The following is a 19,796-nucleotide window of genomic DNA, read 5'->3' on the forward strand; positions in this document are numbered from 1 at the left end:
CGCGCCGCTGCTCGCGGTCGCGACCGGCGGACCGCCCATCGAGGCGGCCCTGCCGGCGGGGCACAGCTTCATGATCAGCCTCGCCGATCAGCATGTCGCGGCGCAGCTCGAACAGGCGGCCGCGGCCGGCCACGCATGAGGATGCGGCCCGAAGCCGCCAACAAGGAAAAAGGGCGCAACCCGAAGAGCATAGCAGAGCCAATATCCTGACCATCCGGCTTTGGCCGATGGAGGGAAGCAGGGGATGGAAGATGTCGAAAACCCGTACCGCAGCCCTGTTGCTGACCGCGGCGGCGATCGTCGTGATCGCGCGGCCCGCCGAAGCCCAGCGGCTCGAATTGAAATCGGCGGTCGAGGCCGCGATGCAGACGAACCCCGAAATCAATCAGGCGGTCGAGAACAGGACCGCGATCGAATTCGAACGCGAACAGGCGCAGCGCCTGTTCCTGCCGCGCATTTCGGTCGAGGGATCGGTGGGGGTGCGCCGGCTCGAGAACGGCACGCGGCGGGCGCTCGGCATCGCCGATGACGTGCTCTATCCGGCGGAGGCCGGGCTGCGGCTCGAACAGACTTTGTTCGACGGCGGGGTCAAGCGCAACGAGGTGAAGCGCCAGGCCGCGCGCACCGACGGCGCGGCCTTTCGCGTCGAGGAGCGCTCGCAGTTCGTCGCGCTGCAGGTGACGCGCCAATATCTCGACTATCTGCTGCAACAGCGAATCGTCGCCGCGTCCGAGGACAATATCGATTTCCACAGCAAGCTGGTCGCCGATTTGCGCGAAGGCGTCGCGAAGGGATCGCTCAGCATCGCCGACCAGCAGCAGGCCGAGGAACGGCAGCAGGCGGCGCAGGCGCGTCTGACCGAGGCCAATCTCGATCTGGTCAACACCTCGGCCTCGTTCCGGACGCTGACCGGGCTCGACCTGGTCGACGGCGCGACGCTGCCGCCGTCGCTGGCGAACGCCATTCCCGGAACGCTCGACGAAGCGCTGGCGCGCGCGCGCGAACGCAACCCCCGCGTCCGCGAGGCCAATGCCGACGTCGATGCGGCGCACGCGATGGTCGCCAAGGCGAAAGCCGAAATGATGCCGACGCTCTCGCTGGAGGGCAATGCGCGGATCGGCGACGATATCGACGGCTTCCGCGGCGAGACCAACGATCTGCAGGCCGGGCTGGTGCTGCGCTGGGACATCTTCAACGGCGGGGTCAAGAAATCGAAGGTGCAGGAAATGTACCGCCGCGAGCGCGAGACGCGCTTCCGCCTCGATCAGATGACGCGCGAGGCCGAGGAGGATGTGCGCGTCGCGTGGAACACCTGGGACGCGCAGGGCAAGCTGGTCAAGGAGCTCGACGAGCAAAGCCGGGTTTCGGACGAATTGCTGCGATCCTATCGCGCCCAGTTCAACGTCGGGCGCCGCTCGCTGCTCGACGTGCTCGATGCGCAGAACACCCGCTATAATGTGCAGGTCCGTGCCGAGACCGCCAAATTCGCGCAATTCTATGCCGAGTTCAAGCTGCTGGCGGCGCTCAACGATCTGCTCGCGGCGATGGAGGTCCAGCCGCCGAAGGCCGCGACGGCGAACGCCCGCGAGCGTTACCGGGTCGCCCCGGCGCCCGAGATGAACCCCGAAGCGATGCGGGACCCCACATGAACTATCCCGGCGACCCCCGTGGCGCGCGGCGGTCGCCGCCGCCGCTTGCCAGCTTCGAGGCATGGAAGGCCGACCCGGCGCACAGCGACGAGCTGCTCGGCGCGGTCGCGCGGATCGCGGAGATGTTCGAGCGTCCCTTTTCGGAGGCGCGGATAAAAAAGGGGCTCGCGCTCGACGAGGACGGCTTCGTGCCGCTCGACCAGCTCGACCATGCGCTCGAAGCCGTGGGCCTGCGCTGCCATCTCGTGCGCCGGCCGCTCGCCGGCTGGAACCGGCAGGACGTGCCGGCGATCCTGCTGCTCGGCGACGACCGCCCGGTGATCGTGACCGCGCTCGACGATGGCGAATGCACGGTCCGGCTACCCGCGGGCAGCGCCGATATCCGGATCGACCGCGCGCATCTGGAGGCCGCCTATTCGGGGCAGGGCGTGGTCGTCCGCCACGACCCCGCGAGCGAGAGGATGCACGAGCGGCCGTGGGACGAGGCGCCGCGCCAGCATTGGTTTTGGAGCGAGGTCCGCAAGGAGCGCGACCAATATGCCTATGTGATGCTCGCCTCGCTGCTCATCAATCTGCTCGCCTTCGCGATGCCGCTGTTCACGATGAACGTCTATGACCGGATCATCCCGAACAAGGCGGCGTCGAGCCTTTGGGTGCTCGCGCTCGGCGCGATGTTCGCGATCGCGGTCGAATATAGCCTGCGCCTCGCGCGCACCGGGCTGATCGACGAGGTCGGGCGCGGCATCGACGCGCGGCTGTCGCAGCGGCTGCTCGACAAGGTGCTCAACCTGCCGCTTTCGACCCAGCGCGGCAGCACCGGCGCGCTCGCGCGGCGGGTGACCGAATATGAGCAGGTGCGCGATTTTTTCGCCTCGACGACGATCGTCCTCGTCACCGACATATTGTTCCTGTTCGTCTTTGTCGGGCTGATCGCGGTGCTCGGCGGCTGGCTGGCGATCGTTCCGGTCGTCGCGGCGGCGATCATGCTCGCGCTCGGCTGGCGGCTGCAACGCCGGATGAGTGCTGCGGTCGCGGACTCGCAGGTCGATGCGAGCCTGCTCCAGACGACGCTCGTCGAGACGATCGGCAGCCTCGAAACGGTCAAGGCCTGCCGTGCCGAGGGGCGGATGCTCGGCAAATGGCGGCGGCTGTCGGCGTCCAACGCCTATACGCAGGAGGAGATGCGCAAGCTGACCGCGACCGCGGTCAATCTCGCGACGCTTTGCCAGCAGGGGACGAGCATCGCGCTCGTCATGGGCGGTTTCTATCTCTTCAACGCCGGCATCATCTCGATGGGGGCGATCATCGCGGTGGTGATGCTCGCCAGCCGCTCGCTCGCCCCGGTCGGCCAGCTCGCCTTTCTGATGACGCGCGGGCGGCAGGCCTTCGTCACGCTGAACAGCCTGCAGACGCTGATGGACCAGGACGACGAGCGCGAAAAGGGCAGCCACTCGATCACGCCCGAGGTCCGCGACGGCCGCCTGCAACTCGAGCATGTCGGCTTCCGCTATCCCGACACCGACCGCGAATCGCTCGCCGACATCGATCTCGTCATCGAGCCGGGCGAGCGGATCGGGCTGATCGGCCGCGTCGCATCGGGCAAGTCGACGCTCGGACGGCTGCTCTGCGGTCTCTATGATCCGGCCGCGGGCAGCTATCGCATCGATGGACTCGAAAGCCGGCAATATGATCCGCACGACCTCCGCTCGACGCTGCGCTTCGTCGGGCAGGATGCCGAACTGTTCAGCGGCACGGTGCGCGAAAATCTGCTGATCGGCGCTGCCGACGCGAACGACGCGGGCGTCATCGAGGCGGTGCGGCGTTCGGGCGCGGACGGCTTTCTCGGCCGCGACGCGACCGGCTTCGACTTTCACATCGGCGAACGCGGCGCGCGGCTCTCGGGCGGGCAGCGCAGCTTCCTGGTCCTCGCGCGCGCGCTGATGGGGCCGGCGCATCTGCTGTTCCTCGACGAGCCGACCGGCGCGATGGACAGCCAGACCGAACAATTGTTCGTCGAGCGCCTGAAGACCGCGGTGCCGCCGGGCCAGACGCTGATCGTCGCGACGCACCGGATGGCGGTGCTTGGCCTCGTCGACCGGCTGATCGTCATGGACAATGGCCGCATCGTCGCCGACGGACCGCGCGACGCGATATTGGCGCAGCGGACGCTGGCATGAGCGCGCTCGCCGCCCCACGTTATGGAACGCGCGAGGCCGACGACAATCGGCGGACGATCCTGTGGCTGCTCGGGATCGCGGCGTTCGTCTCGCTGCTCACCTCTGAAGCGATCTGGGCGCGGCTGTTCGATGCCTTCGGGGCCGAAGATCACGGCTATGCCCGGCAGGAGGCGCCGCCCCGCTTCGTTCCCGACCGCGAGATGCGGCAGCTCATCGCGCTGACCGAAGATCCGGCCGCGACACCTGCCTATACCCCCGAAAAGGCGATCACGCTCAATCAGGCGATCCCCTTCGTGCACGGGCCGGTCGTGTCGGCGCGGCCCTTCCATCCGGTCACCGCCGACCGGATCGCGCAGCTCACCGCGCTCAAATGCCTGACCCAGGCGGTCTATTACGAGGCGGGCTTCGAGCCGATCGCCGGACGGCGCGCGGTCGCGCAGGTCGTCCTCAATCGCGCGGCGCATCCCGCTTTCCCGAAATCGGTGTGCGGCGTCGTCTATCAGGGGGTGAACCGGCCGGTGTGCCAGTTCAGCTTCACCTGCGACGGCTCGCTGGGACGCCGCCCCGATCCGGCCGCGTGGCGCGAGGCCGAGGCGGTCGCGCTCGCCGCCCTGAACGGCTATGTCGAGCCCTCGGTCGGCTATTCGACCCATTATCACGCCAATTATGTTTCGCCTTATTGGGCGCCGAAGCTGGTCAAGATCGCGCAGATCGGCGCGCATATCTTCTACCGCTGGCCCGGCCGCTGGGGGATGCCGGCCGCCTTTTCGGGCCGCTACAGCGGGGTGGAGGCGATCCCGGCGATCCTGCCGCGCAGCGCGGTGGAACGGCCGAAGGACGGCGCGCCCGGGCAGGGGCTGATCTATGCCTCGTCGGAAGACCGGGTCCGCGCATTGCAGGATCGCCGCGCCGATGACGACAATGGCGGCCGGCTCGATCCGTCGAAGGGGTGGGAACTGGCGATCCCCGAGCCCGAGGAAGCGAGCCGCGCCTCGCGGATGATGGCCCGCCAGCAGGCCGGTGAATATGAGCTGGCGTCAGGGGAGAAGGGTATATGATCAGATCGCGCCCATATGTGGGCACCCGCCGCGTCATCCTGTCGGCGGGGGTCGGGATGTTCGTCTTCGTGAGCTGGGCGAGCTTCGCCAAGGTCGATGAGGTGACGCGCGGGCAGGGGCGGGTGATTCCGTCGAGCAAGGCGCAGGTCGTGCAGTCGTCCGAACCCGCGACGATCCTCGACATCGTCGTCCGCTCGGGCCAGCCGGTCCGCAAGGGGCAATTGCTTGTCCGCCTCGACGACACCGAATCCGCCTCGCAGCTTGGTCAGATCGAGGCCGAGAACCGCTCGCTCGCCGCCCGTGCTGCGCGGCTGGGACGCGAGGGCGACGGCGCCGCCGGGGCCGATTGCGCAGCGGGCGCCAGCGGCAAGACAGCGGCCGAGTGCAGCCAGGAAGCGGCGCTGCAATCGGCCCGTGCCGCGACGCTGCGCAGCCGCAAGGCGGCGCTCGGCGCCGCGGTCGAACAGCGCCGCCGCGATTATGACGAGGCGCAGGCGACGATCGCCTCGCTGAAATCGAGCCTCGGGCTCGCGCAGAATCAGGTCGATATGCTCGAACCGCTCGCCGCCAAGTCGATCGTGCCGCAGACCGAATTATTGAACGCCAAGCGCGAGGCGACCGAAATCCGCGGCAAGCTCGCCGCAGCTCAGCAGGCCGCCTCGCGCGCCGCCGCGGCGATCAGCGAAGCGCAGGCGCAGGTCGCGGAGGCCGGGCTCCAGTTCCGGCAGGAAGCGCTCGACGAGCGCAATCAGCTGATGGCGAAGATGGCGGTGAATTCGGAATCGCTGCGCGGTGCCGCCGGACGCCGGCAGCGCAGCGAAATCCGCTCGCCCGCGAACGGGATCGTCAACGATGTCCAGGTCACCACCGAAGGCGGTTTCGTCCAGGCGGGGCAGAAGATCATGCAGGTCGTGCCCGTCGGCGACAAGCTGCTCGTCGAGGCGCGCGTCGCTCCGCGCGACATCGCCTTCATCAAGGTCGGCGACCGCGCGAACGTCAAGGTCACCGCCTATGATTTTGCGATCTACGGCGGGCTGTCGGGCCGCGTCGTCCAGATCTCGCCCGACAGCATCTATGACGAGGCGGCCAAGGAGGCCTATTTCACCGTCGTCGTGGAAACCGACGCCGCCTATCTGACCAGCGGCAAGCGCCGCCTGCCGATCACCCCCGGCATGATCTGCGACGTCGAGGTCATCACGGGCAAGAAGAGCGTGCTGAGCTATTTGTTCAAGCCCTTCCTCCGCGCGCGGTCGGAGGCTTTCACCGAACGTTGAACGCCGGCCGCCGACGCTCGCATGCGGGGGGTATGAAAAGTCCTCGCGCCGCAGGACGGCGCCGGGGCTGTCGGGGAGGATCGGGGGTGCGTTGCCCGGTCGTCCCGAGGGCTTGGCGTCAGGCCGCCCGCCCGGATACCGGCGTCAGCCTGGGGAGGGCACGCACCGGCCTCACCTCCCGCAAATTGAGCTGCACCGGTTCACCTAAACCGTTTTTCACGCCCCATGTCGCGGCCTGTGTGCGGTTCTCGACCCCCAGCTTGCGGAGGATCGCCTTCACATGGACCTTGACGGTCGCCTCGCAGATACCGAACTGGCGCGCGATCACCTTGTTCGCCATCCCGGCCATGATGCTCTCGAGGATTTCGATTTCGCGGTCGGACAACCCCACCGCAGCGGCGCTGCTCTTCCAGTCGCCCGCGGAGGCAGCCGGTATCCAGCTGGTCAGGTTGGTGACGAGTTGCGACGGAAAGACCTTCTCGCCCAGCGCGATCAGCCGGATCGACTCGGTCAGCGGCGCGCACGAGATTTCCTTGATGATGACGCCGTCGGCGCCGATCTGAAACGCCTCCACCACGTCCTCGAACGCATATTGATCGAGCAGCAGCGCGAGCCGCGCATGCACTCTTTTGGCCGCCAGCTTGCGGCAGGCGTCGAGCGCGAAGCTGCTGCCGCCGCCGTCGATCACGATGACGTGATCGTCCTGGTCCCCTTCGATGCCGCCCTGCGCGGTCATGAGCGCCGCCACATCCGAAACCGAGGTTTCGATCTGGAAGCTTTCGCCCGAAAGTATCTTTCTCAGTCCCTCTCGTGCAATCTCATTTTTCGCAAGCAGCGAAATATGTACAACCTTCGACATCACCCGCCCCTCTGAAAAGTTTCAGTCAGGCAACCCACCATTCCATCGAGGTTCGATCGACTGCGACCTTGTGTCGATCCTCCTTTCCCTGTTGGTTTTTGTTAAGATCTTTATGTCTTCGACGAACTACTGCAAATATGGTTATACCAGTAACTTAAGGAATCCACGGGGAATCTCCTGGCTACCCCTTAAGGGGTAAGCCGGAATTATGGCCCGCCTGCCGCCATCTGGTCCCTCCTGTGCGGCGATACCGGCTTAACCGGAATAAACCCAATATGTTACATATAACATATTTGCAGGGCAGATGGAAAATCCTGCTTACCCTTTCGGCTGGCTCACAGCGCGCGGGGCTCGCAATTTTCCGTCAATAACCCTTAATATTAGTGACTTGTGTTAACACTTTTGTTCAAAGCTCGCGAATCGGAGCGCTATGTCCCGACTCCGAGTCGGCCCCGAAACGCAACGGGCCCGGCGGTTTCTTTACATTGCCGACGACAGCGGTGATTACGCAATGGGCCGGGGCGGCGCGGCCGATCGGGGCCTGATACGCGCCCGTCAGATCATCGGCGAGGATCGAGCGTCACGGCGCGACCGGCCAGCGCCAGTCGATAGTTCGCCGCGATAGGCCGATCGGCCTCGAGGCCGGCAATCTCGGCCCCGTCGCGTTCGGATTTGGACGCAAGGCGGACGTCGGGCGCGGGAGGCCGGTCCGCCCTTGTCGGCGATACTGCCTTGGCGGTAGCGGGCAGGGCTGCGACCACGGGCACCGGCGGCGCGTCGCGATAGCCGTGGACCCAGCGGCGAGCGCCGCTGAAGGACAGGATCGGCCGCATCGCGTTCGGCCGGCTTCCGTCGTAGATGCGATCGGTCATATTATCGAGCGCCACCCAGCCCGTCCGCGACCGGACGAGGAGGAGGGCATGGTCGGCGTTGACCGCGAGATCGCGCAGCAGCATCAGCTTCACGCGATCGCCGCCGATCCCCGCGGCGCGCAGCAGCTGCATCTTCAGAATCGCGAAATCCTCGCAGTCGCCGGTGCCGCGCGCGATCGTCTCGGCGGCGGTCGCCCAGAAATCGTCGCGGCTATAGGTCCGGTCGTCGCCTGCATAGGCGATGTGGCGATTGACCCACAGATTGATGCGCTCGACGACCGCCGTCTCGTCGAGGTCGCGGGTGACGCCCGCCCGCTGCAGCCCGGCCGTCATCAGCCGCGCGGGCGCGGCGCGGCGGACGCGGTTCCAGCGCGCGTCGAAGCTCGTATGATCGACCGGGATGGCCAGCGTGCCGAGTTCGGCATCGGGGTCGATGTCGGGAACGGAGAAGGTCGAGGCGCACCGGGCGGGCGGCGGCGGATCGATGCCGGCCGCTCCGGCAGGGACGATCACCCTGTCGCCGTCTTTCGGAAAGGGCGCGGGCAGCTTGCCCTCCTGACGCAGCCGCATCAGGTCCAGCGCGCTGGGGGTTGCCGGCGCGGCTGTTTCCGCGGGGGCGGCTCGGCCCGGCAGCTGTCCCGACACCTTTCGGCACTCTATAGCGCCGAACCAGACCGGCTTGCCATTCTGCTCGCGCGCGGCGTCGCCGCCTGCCGACGCCTGCGCGGCGGCCGGCGTTGCGGACGACAGCATGGCGGCCATGGCGAGCCACCAACAGGCAGGCGTGGAAATGCTGAGCCTCATCCCGCGAGCCATGCCCGAGCGAGATGAGGATATGCTTCACCGCGATGGTTAACGGCGACTTGTCATATGGGGCGAAATCGGGCCCGCAAAGGCCCGCCGCCATCGTCCGGGCTTGCCTCCGCCCGAAAAGCCGATAGGGGCCTCGCATCCCGCGGGGATCGCCCGCGCCCTGATGGAGTGCCTTCCCATGTCCTCGTCTCTCGCTTCCGCCGCGTCCCGCCCGCCGCTGCGTGTCGCGCTCGCGGGGATCGGCGTCGTCGGCGGCGGCGTCGTCAAGCTGCTCGAGGCCAACCGCGACCTGATCGCGCGGCGCGCCGGGCGGCCGATCGAGATCGTCGCGGTGTCGGCGCGCGACCGGCACAAGGATCGCGGCGTCGATCTGTCGCGCTATCGCTGGGAAGACGATATGGACGCGCTCGTCGCAGCCGGGGACGTCGATGTCGTGGTCGAGATGATCGGCGGCGCCGACGGTCCGGCGCTGACAATCGCGCGCCACGCGCTCGGCGCGGGCAAGGCGCTCGTCACCGCGAACAAGGCCATGATCGCGCATCACGGGCTGGGGCTTGCGAAGCTCGCCGAGGCGAAGGATACGCCGCTCAAATATGAGGCGGCGGTCGCGGGCGGCATCCCGGTGATCAAGGCGATCCGTGAAGGCGCGTCGGCGAACCAGATCGCGCGCGTCTATGGCATCCTCAATGGCACCTGCAATTATATCCTGACCCAGATGGAGCGGAACGGCGCGAGCTTCGCCGACGCGCTCGCCGCCGCGCAGGCCGAGGGCTATGCCGAGGCCGATCCGACCTTCGACGTCGACGGCATCGACGCCGCGCACAAATTGTCGATCCTCGCTGCGCTCTGCTTCGGGACGAAGCTCGACATAGGCGCTGTGACGGCAGATGGGATTCGGGGCCTGATCGCCGCCGATATTCGCGAAGCCGAAGCATTGGGGCACCGCGTCCGGCTGATCGGCATGGCTGAACGCAACGAAAGCGGCCTCTATCAGCATGTCCAGCCCTGCCTCGTCCCCGCCGACCATCCGCTCGCCTATGTGCCGGGCGCGCTCAACGCGGTCGTCGCCGAGGGCAATTTCGTCGGCCGCCTGTTCTTCGAGGGCGCGGGTGCGGGCGAAGGGCCGACCGCGTCGGCGATCGTCGCCGACATCATCGACATCGCGCGCGACGAGTATGGTCCTGCCTTCGCGATGCCGGTCGACGCACTCGACGCCGCCCCCGCCGCCGACGCCGGCGCGCGCGTCGGCAAACATTATGTCCGTTTGATCGTCGAGGACCGGATCGGCGTCCTCGCCGAGATCGCGACCGCGATGCGCGACGCCGGCGTCTCGATCGAAAGCTTCATCCAGCGCGGCACCGACGAAGAGGCTGGCGTGGTCATCGCGCTCGTCACCCACGAAGGACCGGCCAGTGCGATCGACGCCGCGCTCGCGACGCTCGCCGCGTCGGACCATGTCGTCGGCACCCCGATGCACATGCCGATCCTGGCGCTCTAGGGCGGCGTTTCGGCCGGCGGTGCGTCCTGCCGATCGGGATCGGTCGCCCGCTTCGCCATTTCGTAGAGCGCATTATATTCGGGGCCGCGCGGATAGCGGCCGCCGATCGGCATCCAGTTGTAGGGCAGCCGGTCGAGGCTCATCGCCTTCGCTTCGGCGCGCGGGAGCTTGGGCGGCGCCTCGCGGCCTTCGTTGGCGATCGCGCGCAGCTCGGGCGACAGCCGGTGCTTCTCGGTGTCGCTGCCGCACACCGTGATCGTGCCGTCGCTCGACGGCGTGCAGCGCCGCACGGGATCGGTCATTTCCTTCGCCTTGGCGATGGCCTCGTCGGCCCCGGACTCGGCCTTCGGCGGCGCGGGTGGTCCCACCGTCTGCGCCGCCGAAGGCACGCCCGTCATGCCCACGACGCAATACAGCGCAAAAGCCGCACCGAATCGGGCGAAGCATTCTCGACAAGCGGGGCAACCGGCCATATGGCGCCCACCATGCCGACGGGGCGGAACAAGTAAAGACGGAGAGTCAGGGCAATGACGGACAGCAGCGGCAGCAACCTCGACCGGGTGCTCGTGCTCGAAATGGTGCGCGTCACCGAAGCCGCGGCGATCGCCGCCGCGAAGCTGATCGGGCGCGGCGACGAAAAGGCGGCCGACGCCGCCGCCGTCGAGGCGATGCGCGATGCCTTCAACACCCTCTACATGGACGGCACCATCGTCATCGGCGAGGGCGAGCGCGACGAGGCGCCGATGCTCTATATCGGCGAGAAGGTCGGCAACGCGCCGGGCAGGGGCCCGAAGATAGACATCGCGGTCGACCCGCTCGAAGGCACGACGATCACCGCCAAGGCCGGCCCGAACGCGCTCGCGGTGCTCGCGATCGCCGAGGAAGGCTGCCTGCTCAATGCTCCCGACGTCTATATGGACAAGCTGGCGACCGGCCCAGGCTTTTCGCCGAACATCGTCAATTTCGACAACAGCGTGCGCGAGAATGTCGAGGCGGTGGCGCGCGAGAAGGGCGTCGCGCCGCAGGACATCATCGTCTGCGTCCTCGACCGCCCGCGCCACGAGGTGATCATCAGCGAGCTCCGCGCGATCGGCTGCGGCGTTGCGCTGATCCCCGACGGCGACGTCGCCGGGGTGATCGCGACGACCAACCCCGAAACCAACATCGACATCTATATGGGCTCGGGCGGCGCGCCCGAGGGCGTGCTCGCCGCGGCGGCGCTGCGCTGCGTCGGCGGCCAGTTCAAGGGCCGCCTGCTGTTCCGCAACGACGACGAGCGGCTGCGCGCGAAGAAATGGGGGATCGAGGATCTCGACCGCGTCTACGACCTCGGCGACCTAGCCAAGGGCGACGTGATCTTCGCCGCGACCGGCGTCACCGACGGGTCGCTGCTGCGCGGTGTCAAGCATCGCCGCGGCGGCATCCTGACCACCGAAAGCGTCGTGATGCGCGCCTCGTCGGGCACCGTGCGCTGGGTCAAGGGCGAACATCGGGCGGGCTGAAGGGTCGCGAGCGGTTCGCGGCTCTGATTGGCTGTCCTTGCGAGCGGCGAAGCCGCGTGGCAATCCAGAGCGCGTAGACCGCTCTGGATTGCTTCGCTACGCTCGCAAGGACGAGTAACCGCGAAAGGGGCGGCGATGACAGAAGACAAGCGTCCGCGGCTGTTCGTCAGCCACCATTCGAGCAAATATGAGGTTGCGCTGCACGTCGAGAAAGCGCTCGCGCGCCACGGCGTCGATTGCTGGATCGCGCCGCGCGACGTCGGACCGGGCGAAGCCTTTGACACCGCGATCATGAAGGCGATCCGCGACTCGGCGGGCGTCCTCCTGCTTTTCTGCAGCCAGTCGGACAAGAGCCCGCATGTGAAGCGCGAGCTGATCCTCGCCGACAGCGCGCACAAGGCGATCATCCCCTTGCGGCTCGAGGAGATCGTGCCCGACGACCTCGCCTATCATCTGGCAAGCGCGCAGTGGATCGACTGGCTGGAAAAGCGGGACGATTCGATCGCGCGCATCGCGGCGAAGGCGCACCAGCTTGCGGGTACGGCGGCACCCGGCGTGCCCCCAACCGCCGCTGCAACGCCCACCGCGTCCGCTGCCGCCGATAACCTCCATGCCGCGATTCTGACCCAGGCGTCGGAGCCTGCCGCGCCCAAGGGCGGGTCGGCGAAGACACTGATGATCGGCGCGCTGCTTATCGCGGTCGCGGTGCTCGGCGCGATGCTGTTCATGCGCGGGGGCGAGGAGCAGAAGGCCGATGTAGCCGCCACGACCGCGCCCGCTGCGGCATCCTCGCCCGAGGCGGCTCCCGCGCCGGCAGCTGCCACGCCCGCATCGCCGGCGCCTGCCGAACCGGCGGAGGCAATGCCGGCCGCGAAGATTCCGCCGAGCTTCAACTGCAAATATGCCGCGACGCGCGCCGAGAAGCTGATCTGCGGCGACGACGAGCTCGCGGCGCTCGATCGCGAGCTCAACCGCGCCTACAAGCAGCTCGACCGCACCGCGGGGCCGCTGCGCCAGCAGATCGCCGCCGAGCAGCGCGGCTGGCGGATCGGCCAGCGCGACACCTGCGGCGACGCCGCCTGCGTCGCCGACGCGATGCGCCAGCGGATCATCGTCCTCGATTCGCAGCGTGCGTCGCTGGGGAGCGACGAGGGGCAGCAATAGATCGCCGGGCTATCGGCAGCCCGGCCGCTTTTCGACCGGAAGCGATCGATTGCGGCCGCGCACTCTGCGTTCGTCATTCCCGCGAAAGCGGGAACCCAGGGATGGGTAAGCGGACGGACGCTCTGGGTCCCCGCTTTCGCGGGGATGACGAAGTAAAGTAAGGGCGGCGTCCGCTCCCCACCCCCAAAGTAGACCTGACAATTGCCCGGCCTCTTTCAAAATATCCCCGCCGCCAGTCCCTCCGCCAGCGCCGTCCCCAGATCGCGCGCTTCGGTGAGCCGATCCGCCGGAATCGCCTTCGGCGCCAGAATCGCTTCCGGCGTCTGCGCGGACGTGTTCACGATCACCGGATCGGCGACGCGCTTCAGCCGCCAGCCGGTCGCGATGCGGTCGAGCTGGCGCTGGGCATTTTCGCCGTCGGAGCCCGCGCAGATGATCGTCGCATAGGGGCGGCCTTCCAGCTTCCCCAGACACGGATAATAGCAGCGATCGAACATCTCCTTCATCGCGCCCGACAGCGCGGCGAGATTTTCGGGAGCAACGAACAGATAGCCGCCCGCGGCTTGCAGCAGCTCGGGAGTGACATCATCGGCCGCGACCAGCCGCGCGCCCGCCGCACTGCCCGCCGCCGCCTCGGCCAGCGCGCGGCTGCCGCCGGTGCGGCTGTGCCAAATGACAAGAAGTTTGCATTCTTCCATTCGCCGATCCTCTATCCTGCCCCCGCCGGTATGCCGGACCCTCGCTTGCCAAGCCGCACGGCGCGGCGCAAGCTGGGCGCCAACAGGGGAGAGAGACGATGCGCCGACTGACCACCTTGCTGCTCGCAGGTTGCTTGCCGTTCGCGGCGCTCGCGCAGGATGATGCGAGCGAGGCGACCCGCGCCGCGCAGGCGGAGCTTGCGAAACGCCTGCCGCTCGACGATCCGCGCGACGAGGCCAATGCGACGCGCGGCAAGCTCGCCGAGATTGCCGATGGCGTGATCCTCGACAAGGACGGCAAGCCGGTATGGGACCGGCGGCCCTATGCCTTTCTGAGCGAGGCGAAGGCGCCCGATACGGTGAACCCGTCGCTGTGGCGACAGGCGCGGCTCGACGCGGTGCACGGACTGTTCGAGGTGGTGCCGGGCAAGATCTGGCAGGTCCGCGGCTATGATATTTCGGTGATGACGATCATCCGCGGCAAGACGGGCTGGATCGTCGTCGATCCTTTGCTGTCCGAAGAAACCGCCGCGGCGGGGTGGAAGCTGTTCGAGGACCATATCGGTGCCAGGGAGGGCAAGCGCCCGATCAGGGCGGTGATCTTCAGCCACAGCCACAGCGACCATTTCGGCGGGGTCGGCGGCATCGTCGGCGCGGCCGATGTGAAGGCGGGCAAGGTCCGCATCATCGCACCGCACGGCTTCTCCGAGGAAGCGACGTCGGAAAATGTCCTTGCCGGTGCCGCGATGGGGCGGCGCGCGCTCTACATGTTCGGCGCGATCCTGCCGCCGGGGCCGCGCGGGCAGGTCGATACCGGGCTGGGACCGAAGCTGTCGTCGGGGACGGTCGGCTATATGGAGCCGACCGAGACCGTCGGCGCGGCGGGCGGCCCGCTGACGATCGACGGGCTGGCGTTCGACTTCATGGACGCGGGCGGGACCGAAGCACCCGCCGAATTCGTTTTTTACATCCCCGCCTACAAGGCGCTGCACACGACCGAGGTCGTCACGCACAACCTTCACAATATCCTGACCCTGCGCGGGGCGCAGGTGCGCGATGCGCTGCGCTGGTCGAAAGTGATCGATGCGATGCTGCTCAAATGGGGCGGCCGCGCCGAGGTCGCGATGGGATCGCACCACTGGCCCACCTGGGGGACGGGCGAGGTGTCGTCGCTGCTCGCGAACCAGCGCGACGCCTATCGCTATGTCCACGACCGCACGCTTTTTCTCGCGAATCGCGGCGCGACGTTGCACGAACTCGCCGATCAGACCCCCGAAGCGCCGGTGCAGGGGCGCGATTTTTCGACGCGCGGCTATTACGGGACGCTCAACCACGACATGAAGGCGACCTACCAGCGCTATTTCGGCTGGTGGGACGGCAACCCCGCGAACTTCAACCCGCTGCCGCCCGAGCAGTCGGCGCCCAAATATGTCGCGCTGGCGGGCGGCGCCGACAAACTGCTCGCGGCGGGCAAGGCGGCGCTCGCGGCAGGCGAGTATCGCTGGGCGGCGGAGCTTCTGAACAAGCTGGTCTTCGCCGATCCGGCCAACAAGGCGGCGCGCGAGGCGCTTGCCTCGGCCTACGACCAGATGGGCTATCAGGCGGAGTCGGGGGCGTGGCGCAACTATTATCTCGCCGCCGCCGCGAGCCTGCGCGGCAATGCGATCGCTGCGTCGACGAGCAACGGGCAGAGCCGCAGCTTCGTCAGCGCGATCCCGACCGCCGTCTTTTTCGACGCGCTCGCGACCCGCTTCGATGCGCCGAAGGGCGGCGCGCTCAAGGGGACGTTCCAGTTCGTGCTGCCCGACAGCAAGGAAGCGGTCGCGGTGGTCGTCGAGGGCGGGGTCGAATTCCCGCGCTACGGCGTGACCGACGCCGCGCCGACCGCGACGGTCACGATCGACCGGAAGACGCTCGATGATGTCATGCTGGGGCAGGCGCAATTTCCCGCGCTGCTCCAGTCGGGGGCGATCCGGATCGACGGCGACAAAATGGCTTTCCTGTCCTGGTTCGCGCTCCATCCGCCCGCCGATCCGCGTTTCCATGTGGTCGAGCCGTAAGGGCGAGAAAGGCCATCGTTGAATAGAGGCCGTTCCCCCGCGAAGGCGGGGCCCCATTTCCGGTCGGCGCGGAACGGAACCAGCGGGAGATGGGTCCCCGCCTTCGCGGGGGCACACGCACAGGATTCCATCGACAGCGATCATGCTCTAACGAAGAAGCATGACCGACACGCCCGCAGCACCCACCGACCCTTTCGCGCCCGACGCGCTCAACGCGAGCGAAGGGCTCGACCCGGTCGATCCGGCCTTTACCCATGTGCTGCGCATCACGATCGCGCTCCAGATGCTGCCGCTCGCGATCGTGGCGACGCTCGTCGATTTTCTCGTCATGCCGCAGATCGACGGGCCGTTCGGGCTGCTGACCGTCGCATCCTGGCTGCTCGCGATCATCGCGATCGTCACCGTTCCGGCGCGGCGCGTCGCGCGCTGGGGCTACAAGATCGGTGAGGGGCAACTCCGCGTCGCGCACGGGTGGCTGTTCCGCACCGACACGATCGTTCCCTTCGTGCGCGTCCAGCATATCGACGTCGGGCAGGGCCCGGTCGAGCGCTGGTTCGGCCTGTCGCACCTCGTCGTCCATACCTCGGGCACCCACAACTCCATGGTGACGCTGCCGGGACTCCACGCCGACCTCGCCGCCGCGATGCGCGAGACGATCCGCCGCCATATCCAGACCGATTTCGCATGAACAGCGACCCCGCTCCCGAAACCGGTTGGCAGCGGCTCCATCCCGCGACGCTTGCGCTCTCGATCGCCCGGCTCGGGCCGCGCACGCTCAATTTCATCCCGGCGCTCGCGGCGATCGGGATCGCGGGCAAATGGGCCTATGTCGTCCCGGCGCTGCTCGTCTTCCTGGCGGTCTCGCTCGTCTTCGCGTGGCTCCACTGGCTGCGCTTCCGTTTCGCGGTCGGCACCGATGAAATCGTGATCGAAAGCGGGGTGCTGTCGCGCCAGCACCGCACCATTCCCTTCGACCGCATCCAGGACGTCGGCATCGAACAGGGGCTGGTCGCGCGCGCGCTCGGCATCGCCAAGGTCGGGTTCGAGACCGGCGCGGGCGGCGGCAAGGAGAATGACGCGACCCTCGACGCGATCGGCCTCGACGCCGCCGAGGCGCTGCGCGCGACGATCCGTGCTCACCGCAGCGCCCCGGTCGCCGCACCCGCCGCCGATGCGGCCGACACTACACCGGCCGCCGAGGACCGGCTGCTCTTCGCGATGGGTCCGCGCCGGTTGCTGATCGCGGGCCTGTTCAACTTCTCGCTCGCCGCGCTCGCCATCGTCGGTGCCGCGATGCAATTCTTCGACGGCCTGCTGCCCTTCGACTTCAACATCTTCAACCCGGTCGACTGGATCGCGCTCGCCGAGCGCTACGGGCTCGACAGCTGGCTGCTCGCGCATCGCTGGATCGCCGGGGTCGGGGCGGCGATCTCGCTGATCCTCATCGGCTTCGCGGGCGGCATCGCGACGATGGTCTTCGCCAACTGGAATTTCCGCCTGACGCGCGAGCCGCGCGCGCTGCGCCGCACCCGCGGCCTCACGACGCGCACCGATGTCGCGGTGCCGGTGAAGCGCGTGCAGGCGGCGATTCTCGTCACCGGCTGGTTTCGCCGGCGCTTCGGCTGGCACGAGTTGCGCCTGCAGAGCCTCGCGAGCGACGGCGAAAAGGAAAGGGACCATCAGGTCGTCCCTTTCGGCACGCTTGCCGAGATCGACCCGGTGCTGGACGAGATCGCGATCCGTCGCCCCGAGCCCGGTCGGCCTTGGGCGCACAGCCACACAATCGTTGCGCTCGGCGGCTTCGTCGGCGCCACCTGCTCGGCACTCGGCGGCAGCGTCGCGGTCTTTCTCGGCCAGCCCGTCGGTTGGATCGCGGTCGGAGCGGCGGTTCTGATCGCCGCCTTCGCGCTGCTCGGCACGCGCTTCCACCAATGGACCGATCTCGGCGACATCGTCGCGATCCGCAGCGGTTTCTGGAAACCCCGCACGACGCTGCTCCCCCACGCCTCGGTGCAGAGCGTCGACCTCAAAACCGACCTCATCCTCCGCCCGCTCGGCCTCGCGACCCTCGTTTTCGGCGTTCCCGGCGGCAGCGCGCTCGGATCGCACGAAATCCCCGCGATTCCGCTTGGCACCGCGCAGGATCTGCGTGCGCGCATACTTACCGCCGGAGTGCGGGCATGACCGAAGCAGCGCTCGGCATCACCCGTTCGATCCTCGGCCAGCCGTGGCACTGGCGGCGGACGAGTGCGGAGATGGGCGGCGAAAGCCTCGCCCCCGACGATCTCGTCACCCAGCTTTTGCTCGCGCGCGGGGTCGCGCGCGACGATATCGAGCGCCAGCGCACCCCGACCTTGCGTGGCTTCATGCCCGACCCGTCGCTTTTCCGCGACATGGACGCCGCCGCCGCGCGGCTCGCTGATGCCGTACAGGCCCGCGAGGCGGTGACGATCTTCGGCGACTATGACGTCGACGGCGCGACCTCGGCGGCGCTGCTCGTCCGCCTGCTCCGCGCGCTCGATGTGCCGGTCGGCGCCTATATCCCCGACCGGCTGATGGAGGGCTATGGCCCGTCGGGCGCCGCGCTGGTCAAAATCGGCGAGGCCGGATCGAAGCTCGTCGTCACCGTCGATTGCGGTGCGCAGGCGTTCGACGCGATCGCCGAGGCGAAAGCGGCGGGGGTCGAGGTGATCGTCGTCGATCATCACCAATGTGCGACGATGCTGCCCGATGCCTTCGCGGTCGTGAACCCCAACCGCCTTGACGAGGACGCCGAGGCCGCGATCCACGGTAATCTCGCCGCGGTCGGAGTCGCCTTCCTGCTCGGCGCGGCGCTGCTCCGCACCCTCCGCGCGCGCGGGCATTTCGGCGACCGGCCCGAACCCGCGCTGATCGAGCTGCTCGACCTCGTCGCGCTCGGCACCGTTGCCGACGTTGCGCGGCTGACCGGCTTCAACCGCGCGCTGGTGACGCAGGGCCTCAAGGTGATGGCGAAGCGCGGCAATATCGGCATGGCGGCGCTGATGGATGCGGCGCGGCTGACCCGGCCGCCGAGCGCGAGCGACATGGGCTTCGCGCTCGGGCCGCGGATCAACGCGGGCGGACGCGTCGGCAAATCCGACCTCGGCGTGCGGCTGCTCACCACCGGCGACCCGCAGGAGGCGGCCGACATCGCCGCCGAACTCAATCGCCTTAACGAGGAGCGCCGCGCGATCGAGGCTGCCGTGCTCGACGAGGCGATCGCCGCGAGTGCCTCCTGCGCCAACGCCCCGGTCGCGATCGTCGCGGGCGAGGGCTGGCACCCGGGCGTGATCGGAATCGTCGCCGGGCGCCTCAAGGAAAAGCTGCACCGCCCCGCGATCGTCATCGCGGTCGATGGTGAGGGCATCGGCAAGGGATCGGGCCGCTCGATCTCGGGCGTCGACCTCGGCGCCGCGATCCTTGCCGCGAAGGAGACGGGGCTGCTCGTCGCGGGCGGAGGACATGCGATGGCAGCGGGGCTGACTGTCGAGGCGGGCAAGGTCGATGCGCTCGGCGCGTTCCTGAACGACCGCCTCGCCGCCGATGTCGAGCGCGCGAGCGGCGACAAGTCGCTGCTGATCGACGCGGTGCTCGCGCCGCGCGGGATCAATCCGCTGTGGTGCGAGGCGATCGAGAGCGCAGGGCCTTACGGCGCCGGCTGGCCTGCGCCGCGCGTCGCGACGGGGCCGGTGCGAATCGTCGAATCGGGGATCGTCGGCACCGATCATGTCCGGCTGATCGTATCGGGCGACGATGGCGCGCGCTTCAAGGCGATCGCCTTCCGCAGCGCCGAGAGCGAGCTCGGCCAGACCCTGCTCAAGGCGCGCGGGCGCAAGCTGTGGCTCGCCGGACGCGCGAAACGCGACGACTGGGGCAGCCGCCCTGCCGCCGAGCTGCATCTCGAGGACGCGGCGTGGGCGGATTAAGGGCCGACCGACGTCGGCGCGCCAATATTTTCGCCCCCGCGCTTGACCGAGCGGAAAGGCGCGTCTAAGGCGCCGCTTCACCGATTTGACGGCCCCTTCGTCTAGCGGTCTAGGACGTCGCCCTTTCACGGCGAAAACACGGGTTCGAGTCCCGTAGGGGTCACCAAATCGCCGGAAAGGCGCAGAAGTCTCGGTTTTCTGTTCGTTAGTGACTCGGTGGGTACA

The 19,796-nt window shown here is 68.1% G+C and carries 15 protein-coding genes and 1 tRNA gene; 12 read left to right on the forward strand and 4 right to left on the reverse strand.

Going from position 1 to position 19,796, the window contains the following annotated elements:
- Positions 1-251 precede the first annotated feature (251 nt).
- From ACE3SL_RS00005 to ACE3SL_RS00020, 4 genes are read left to right on the forward strand one after another with little or no spacing between them, the layout of a single operon-like run.
- Positions 252-1,649, forward strand: a complete 1,398-nt coding sequence (locus ACE3SL_RS00005; protein WP_374523708.1) for a TolC family outer membrane protein — start codon at positions 252-254, stop codon at positions 1,647-1,649.
- Complete coding sequence (locus ACE3SL_RS00010) at positions 1,646-3,826, forward strand: type I secretion system permease/ATPase (RefSeq protein WP_374523709.1); 2,181 nt, start codon at positions 1,646-1,648, stop codon at positions 3,824-3,826. Before ACE3SL_RS00005 ends, ACE3SL_RS00010 begins: the two co-directional genes overlap by 4 nt.
- A complete protein-coding gene (locus tag ACE3SL_RS00015; protein ID WP_374523710.1) occupies positions 3,823-4,884 on the forward strand; it encodes a cell wall hydrolase in 1,062 nt (353 codons plus the stop codon). Before ACE3SL_RS00010 ends, ACE3SL_RS00015 begins: the two co-directional genes overlap by 4 nt.
- Positions 4,881-6,158, forward strand: a complete 1,278-nt coding sequence (locus tag ACE3SL_RS00020) for an HlyD family type I secretion periplasmic adaptor subunit (protein WP_374523711.1) — start codon at positions 4,881-4,883, stop codon at positions 6,156-6,158. Before ACE3SL_RS00015 ends, ACE3SL_RS00020 begins: the two co-directional genes overlap by 4 nt.
- A 118-nt stretch (positions 6,159-6,276) precedes the next feature.
- Here the strand turns inward: ACE3SL_RS00020 and ACE3SL_RS00025 are convergent, their stop codons facing one another.
- Positions 6,277-6,894 (reverse strand): LuxR C-terminal-related transcriptional regulator, encoded by a 618-nt coding sequence (locus tag ACE3SL_RS00025; RefSeq protein WP_374523712.1) that lies wholly within the window; start codon positions 6,892-6,894, stop codon positions 6,277-6,279.
- 683 nt (positions 6,895-7,577) lie between these two features.
- Complete coding sequence (locus ACE3SL_RS00030) at positions 7,578-8,642, reverse strand: transglutaminase-like cysteine peptidase (RefSeq protein ID WP_374523713.1); 1,065 nt, start codon at positions 8,640-8,642, stop codon at positions 7,578-7,580.
- 238 nt (positions 8,643-8,880) lie between these two features.
- Between ACE3SL_RS00030 and ACE3SL_RS00035 the strand changes: the two genes are divergently transcribed.
- Positions 8,881-10,200 carry a homoserine dehydrogenase gene (locus tag ACE3SL_RS00035; RefSeq protein WP_374523714.1) on the forward strand — a complete coding sequence of 440 codons (1,320 nt, stop codon included), beginning with the start codon at positions 8,881-8,883 and terminating at the stop codon, positions 10,198-10,200.
- Here the strand turns inward: ACE3SL_RS00035 and ACE3SL_RS00040 are convergent.
- Positions 10,197-10,598 carry a hypothetical protein gene (locus ACE3SL_RS00040; protein WP_374523715.1) on the reverse strand — a complete coding sequence of 134 codons (402 nt, stop codon included), beginning with the start codon at positions 10,596-10,598 and terminating at the stop codon, positions 10,197-10,199. The genes ACE3SL_RS00035 and ACE3SL_RS00040 overlap by 4 nt on opposite strands.
- A gap of 129 nt (positions 10,599-10,727) precedes the next feature.
- Between ACE3SL_RS00040 and glpX the strand changes: the two genes are divergently transcribed.
- Entirely contained in the window at positions 10,728-11,702 is a 975-nt protein-coding gene (glpX, locus tag ACE3SL_RS00045) for a class II fructose-bisphosphatase (RefSeq protein ID WP_374523716.1), read from the forward strand.
- A gap of 135 nt (positions 11,703-11,837) precedes the next feature.
- Positions 11,838-12,866 (forward strand): TIR domain-containing protein, encoded by a 1,029-nt coding sequence (locus ACE3SL_RS00050; protein ID WP_374523717.1) that lies wholly within the window; start codon positions 11,838-11,840, stop codon positions 12,864-12,866.
- 215 nt (positions 12,867-13,081) lie between these two features.
- Here ACE3SL_RS00050 and ACE3SL_RS00055 read toward each other — a convergent pair whose 3' ends face one another.
- Entirely contained in the window at positions 13,082-13,564 is a 483-nt protein-coding gene (locus ACE3SL_RS00055) for a flavodoxin family protein (protein ID WP_374523718.1), read from the reverse strand.
- 98 nt (positions 13,565-13,662) lie between these two features.
- Here ACE3SL_RS00055 and ACE3SL_RS00060 point away from each other — a divergent pair, with 98 nt between their 5' ends.
- From ACE3SL_RS00060 to ACE3SL_RS00080, 5 genes are all read left to right on the forward strand, one after another.
- Positions 13,663-15,624, forward strand: a complete 1,962-nt coding sequence (locus ACE3SL_RS00060; protein WP_374523719.1) for an alkyl/aryl-sulfatase — start codon at positions 13,663-13,665, stop codon at positions 15,622-15,624.
- 160 nt (positions 15,625-15,784) lie between these two features.
- A complete protein-coding gene (locus ACE3SL_RS00065; RefSeq protein ID WP_374523720.1) occupies positions 15,785-16,312 on the forward strand; it encodes a PH domain-containing protein in 528 nt (175 codons plus the stop codon).
- Positions 16,309-17,808, forward strand: coding sequence for a PH domain-containing protein (locus ACE3SL_RS00070; protein WP_374523721.1), 1,500 nt, complete (start codon positions 16,309-16,311; stop codon positions 17,806-17,808). The genes ACE3SL_RS00065 and ACE3SL_RS00070 overlap by 4 nt, the downstream gene beginning before the upstream one ends.
- Positions 17,805-19,571 carry a single-stranded-DNA-specific exonuclease RecJ gene (gene recJ / locus ACE3SL_RS00075; protein WP_374523722.1) on the forward strand — a complete coding sequence of 589 codons (1,767 nt, stop codon included), beginning with the start codon at positions 17,805-17,807 and terminating at the stop codon, positions 19,569-19,571. Before ACE3SL_RS00070 ends, recJ begins: the two co-directional genes overlap by 4 nt.
- Before the next feature lie 90 nt (positions 19,572-19,661).
- Positions 19,662-19,737, forward strand: a tRNA-Glu gene (locus tag ACE3SL_RS00080).
- The last annotated feature ends 59 nt before the right edge of the window (positions 19,738-19,796 follow it).

It is taken from the genome of Sphingopyxis sp., assembly GCF_041916015.1.
Taxonomy (GTDB): Bacteria; Pseudomonadota; Alphaproteobacteria; order Sphingomonadales; family Sphingomonadaceae; genus Sphingopyxis.

Excerpts from the sequence above, each read along its gene's own strand:
- ACE3SL_RS00005 (WP_374523708.1), top strand. The coding sequence starts at position 252 with ATGTCGAAAACCCGTACCGCAGCCCTGTTGCTGACCGCGGCGGCGATC.
- ACE3SL_RS00010 (WP_374523709.1), top strand. The coding sequence starts at position 1,646 with ATGAACTATCCCGGCGACCCCCGTGGCGCGCGGCGGTCGCCGCCGCCG.
- ACE3SL_RS00015 (WP_374523710.1), top strand. The coding sequence starts at position 3,823 with ATGAGCGCGCTCGCCGCCCCACGTTATGGAACGCGCGAGGCCGACGAC.
- ACE3SL_RS00020 (WP_374523711.1), top strand. The coding sequence starts at position 4,881 with ATGATCAGATCGCGCCCATATGTGGGCACCCGCCGCGTCATCCTGTCG.
- ACE3SL_RS00025 (WP_374523712.1), bottom strand. The coding sequence starts at position 6,894 with ATGACCGCGCAGGGCGGCATCGAAGGGGACCAGGACGATCACGTCATC.
- ACE3SL_RS00030 (WP_374523713.1), bottom strand. The coding sequence starts at position 8,642 with ATGCTGTCGTCCGCAACGCCGGCCGCCGCGCAGGCGTCGGCAGGCGGC.
- ACE3SL_RS00035 (WP_374523714.1), top strand. The coding sequence starts at position 8,881 with ATGTCCTCGTCTCTCGCTTCCGCCGCGTCCCGCCCGCCGCTGCGTGTC.
- ACE3SL_RS00040 (WP_374523715.1), bottom strand. The coding sequence starts at position 10,598 with ATGACGGGCGTGCCTTCGGCGGCGCAGACGGTGGGACCACCCGCGCCG.
- glpX (WP_374523716.1), top strand. The coding sequence starts at position 10,728 with ATGACGGACAGCAGCGGCAGCAACCTCGACCGGGTGCTCGTGCTCGAA.
- ACE3SL_RS00050 (WP_374523717.1), top strand. The coding sequence starts at position 11,838 with ATGACAGAAGACAAGCGTCCGCGGCTGTTCGTCAGCCACCATTCGAGC.
- ACE3SL_RS00055 (WP_374523718.1), bottom strand. The coding sequence starts at position 13,564 with ATGGAAGAATGCAAACTTCTTGTCATTTGGCACAGCCGCACCGGCGGC.
- ACE3SL_RS00060 (WP_374523719.1), top strand. The coding sequence starts at position 13,663 with ATGCGCCGACTGACCACCTTGCTGCTCGCAGGTTGCTTGCCGTTCGCG.
- ACE3SL_RS00065 (WP_374523720.1), top strand. The coding sequence starts at position 15,785 with ATGACCGACACGCCCGCAGCACCCACCGACCCTTTCGCGCCCGACGCG.
- ACE3SL_RS00070 (WP_374523721.1), top strand. The coding sequence starts at position 16,309 with ATGAACAGCGACCCCGCTCCCGAAACCGGTTGGCAGCGGCTCCATCCC.
- recJ (WP_374523722.1), top strand. The coding sequence starts at position 17,805 with ATGACCGAAGCAGCGCTCGGCATCACCCGTTCGATCCTCGGCCAGCCG.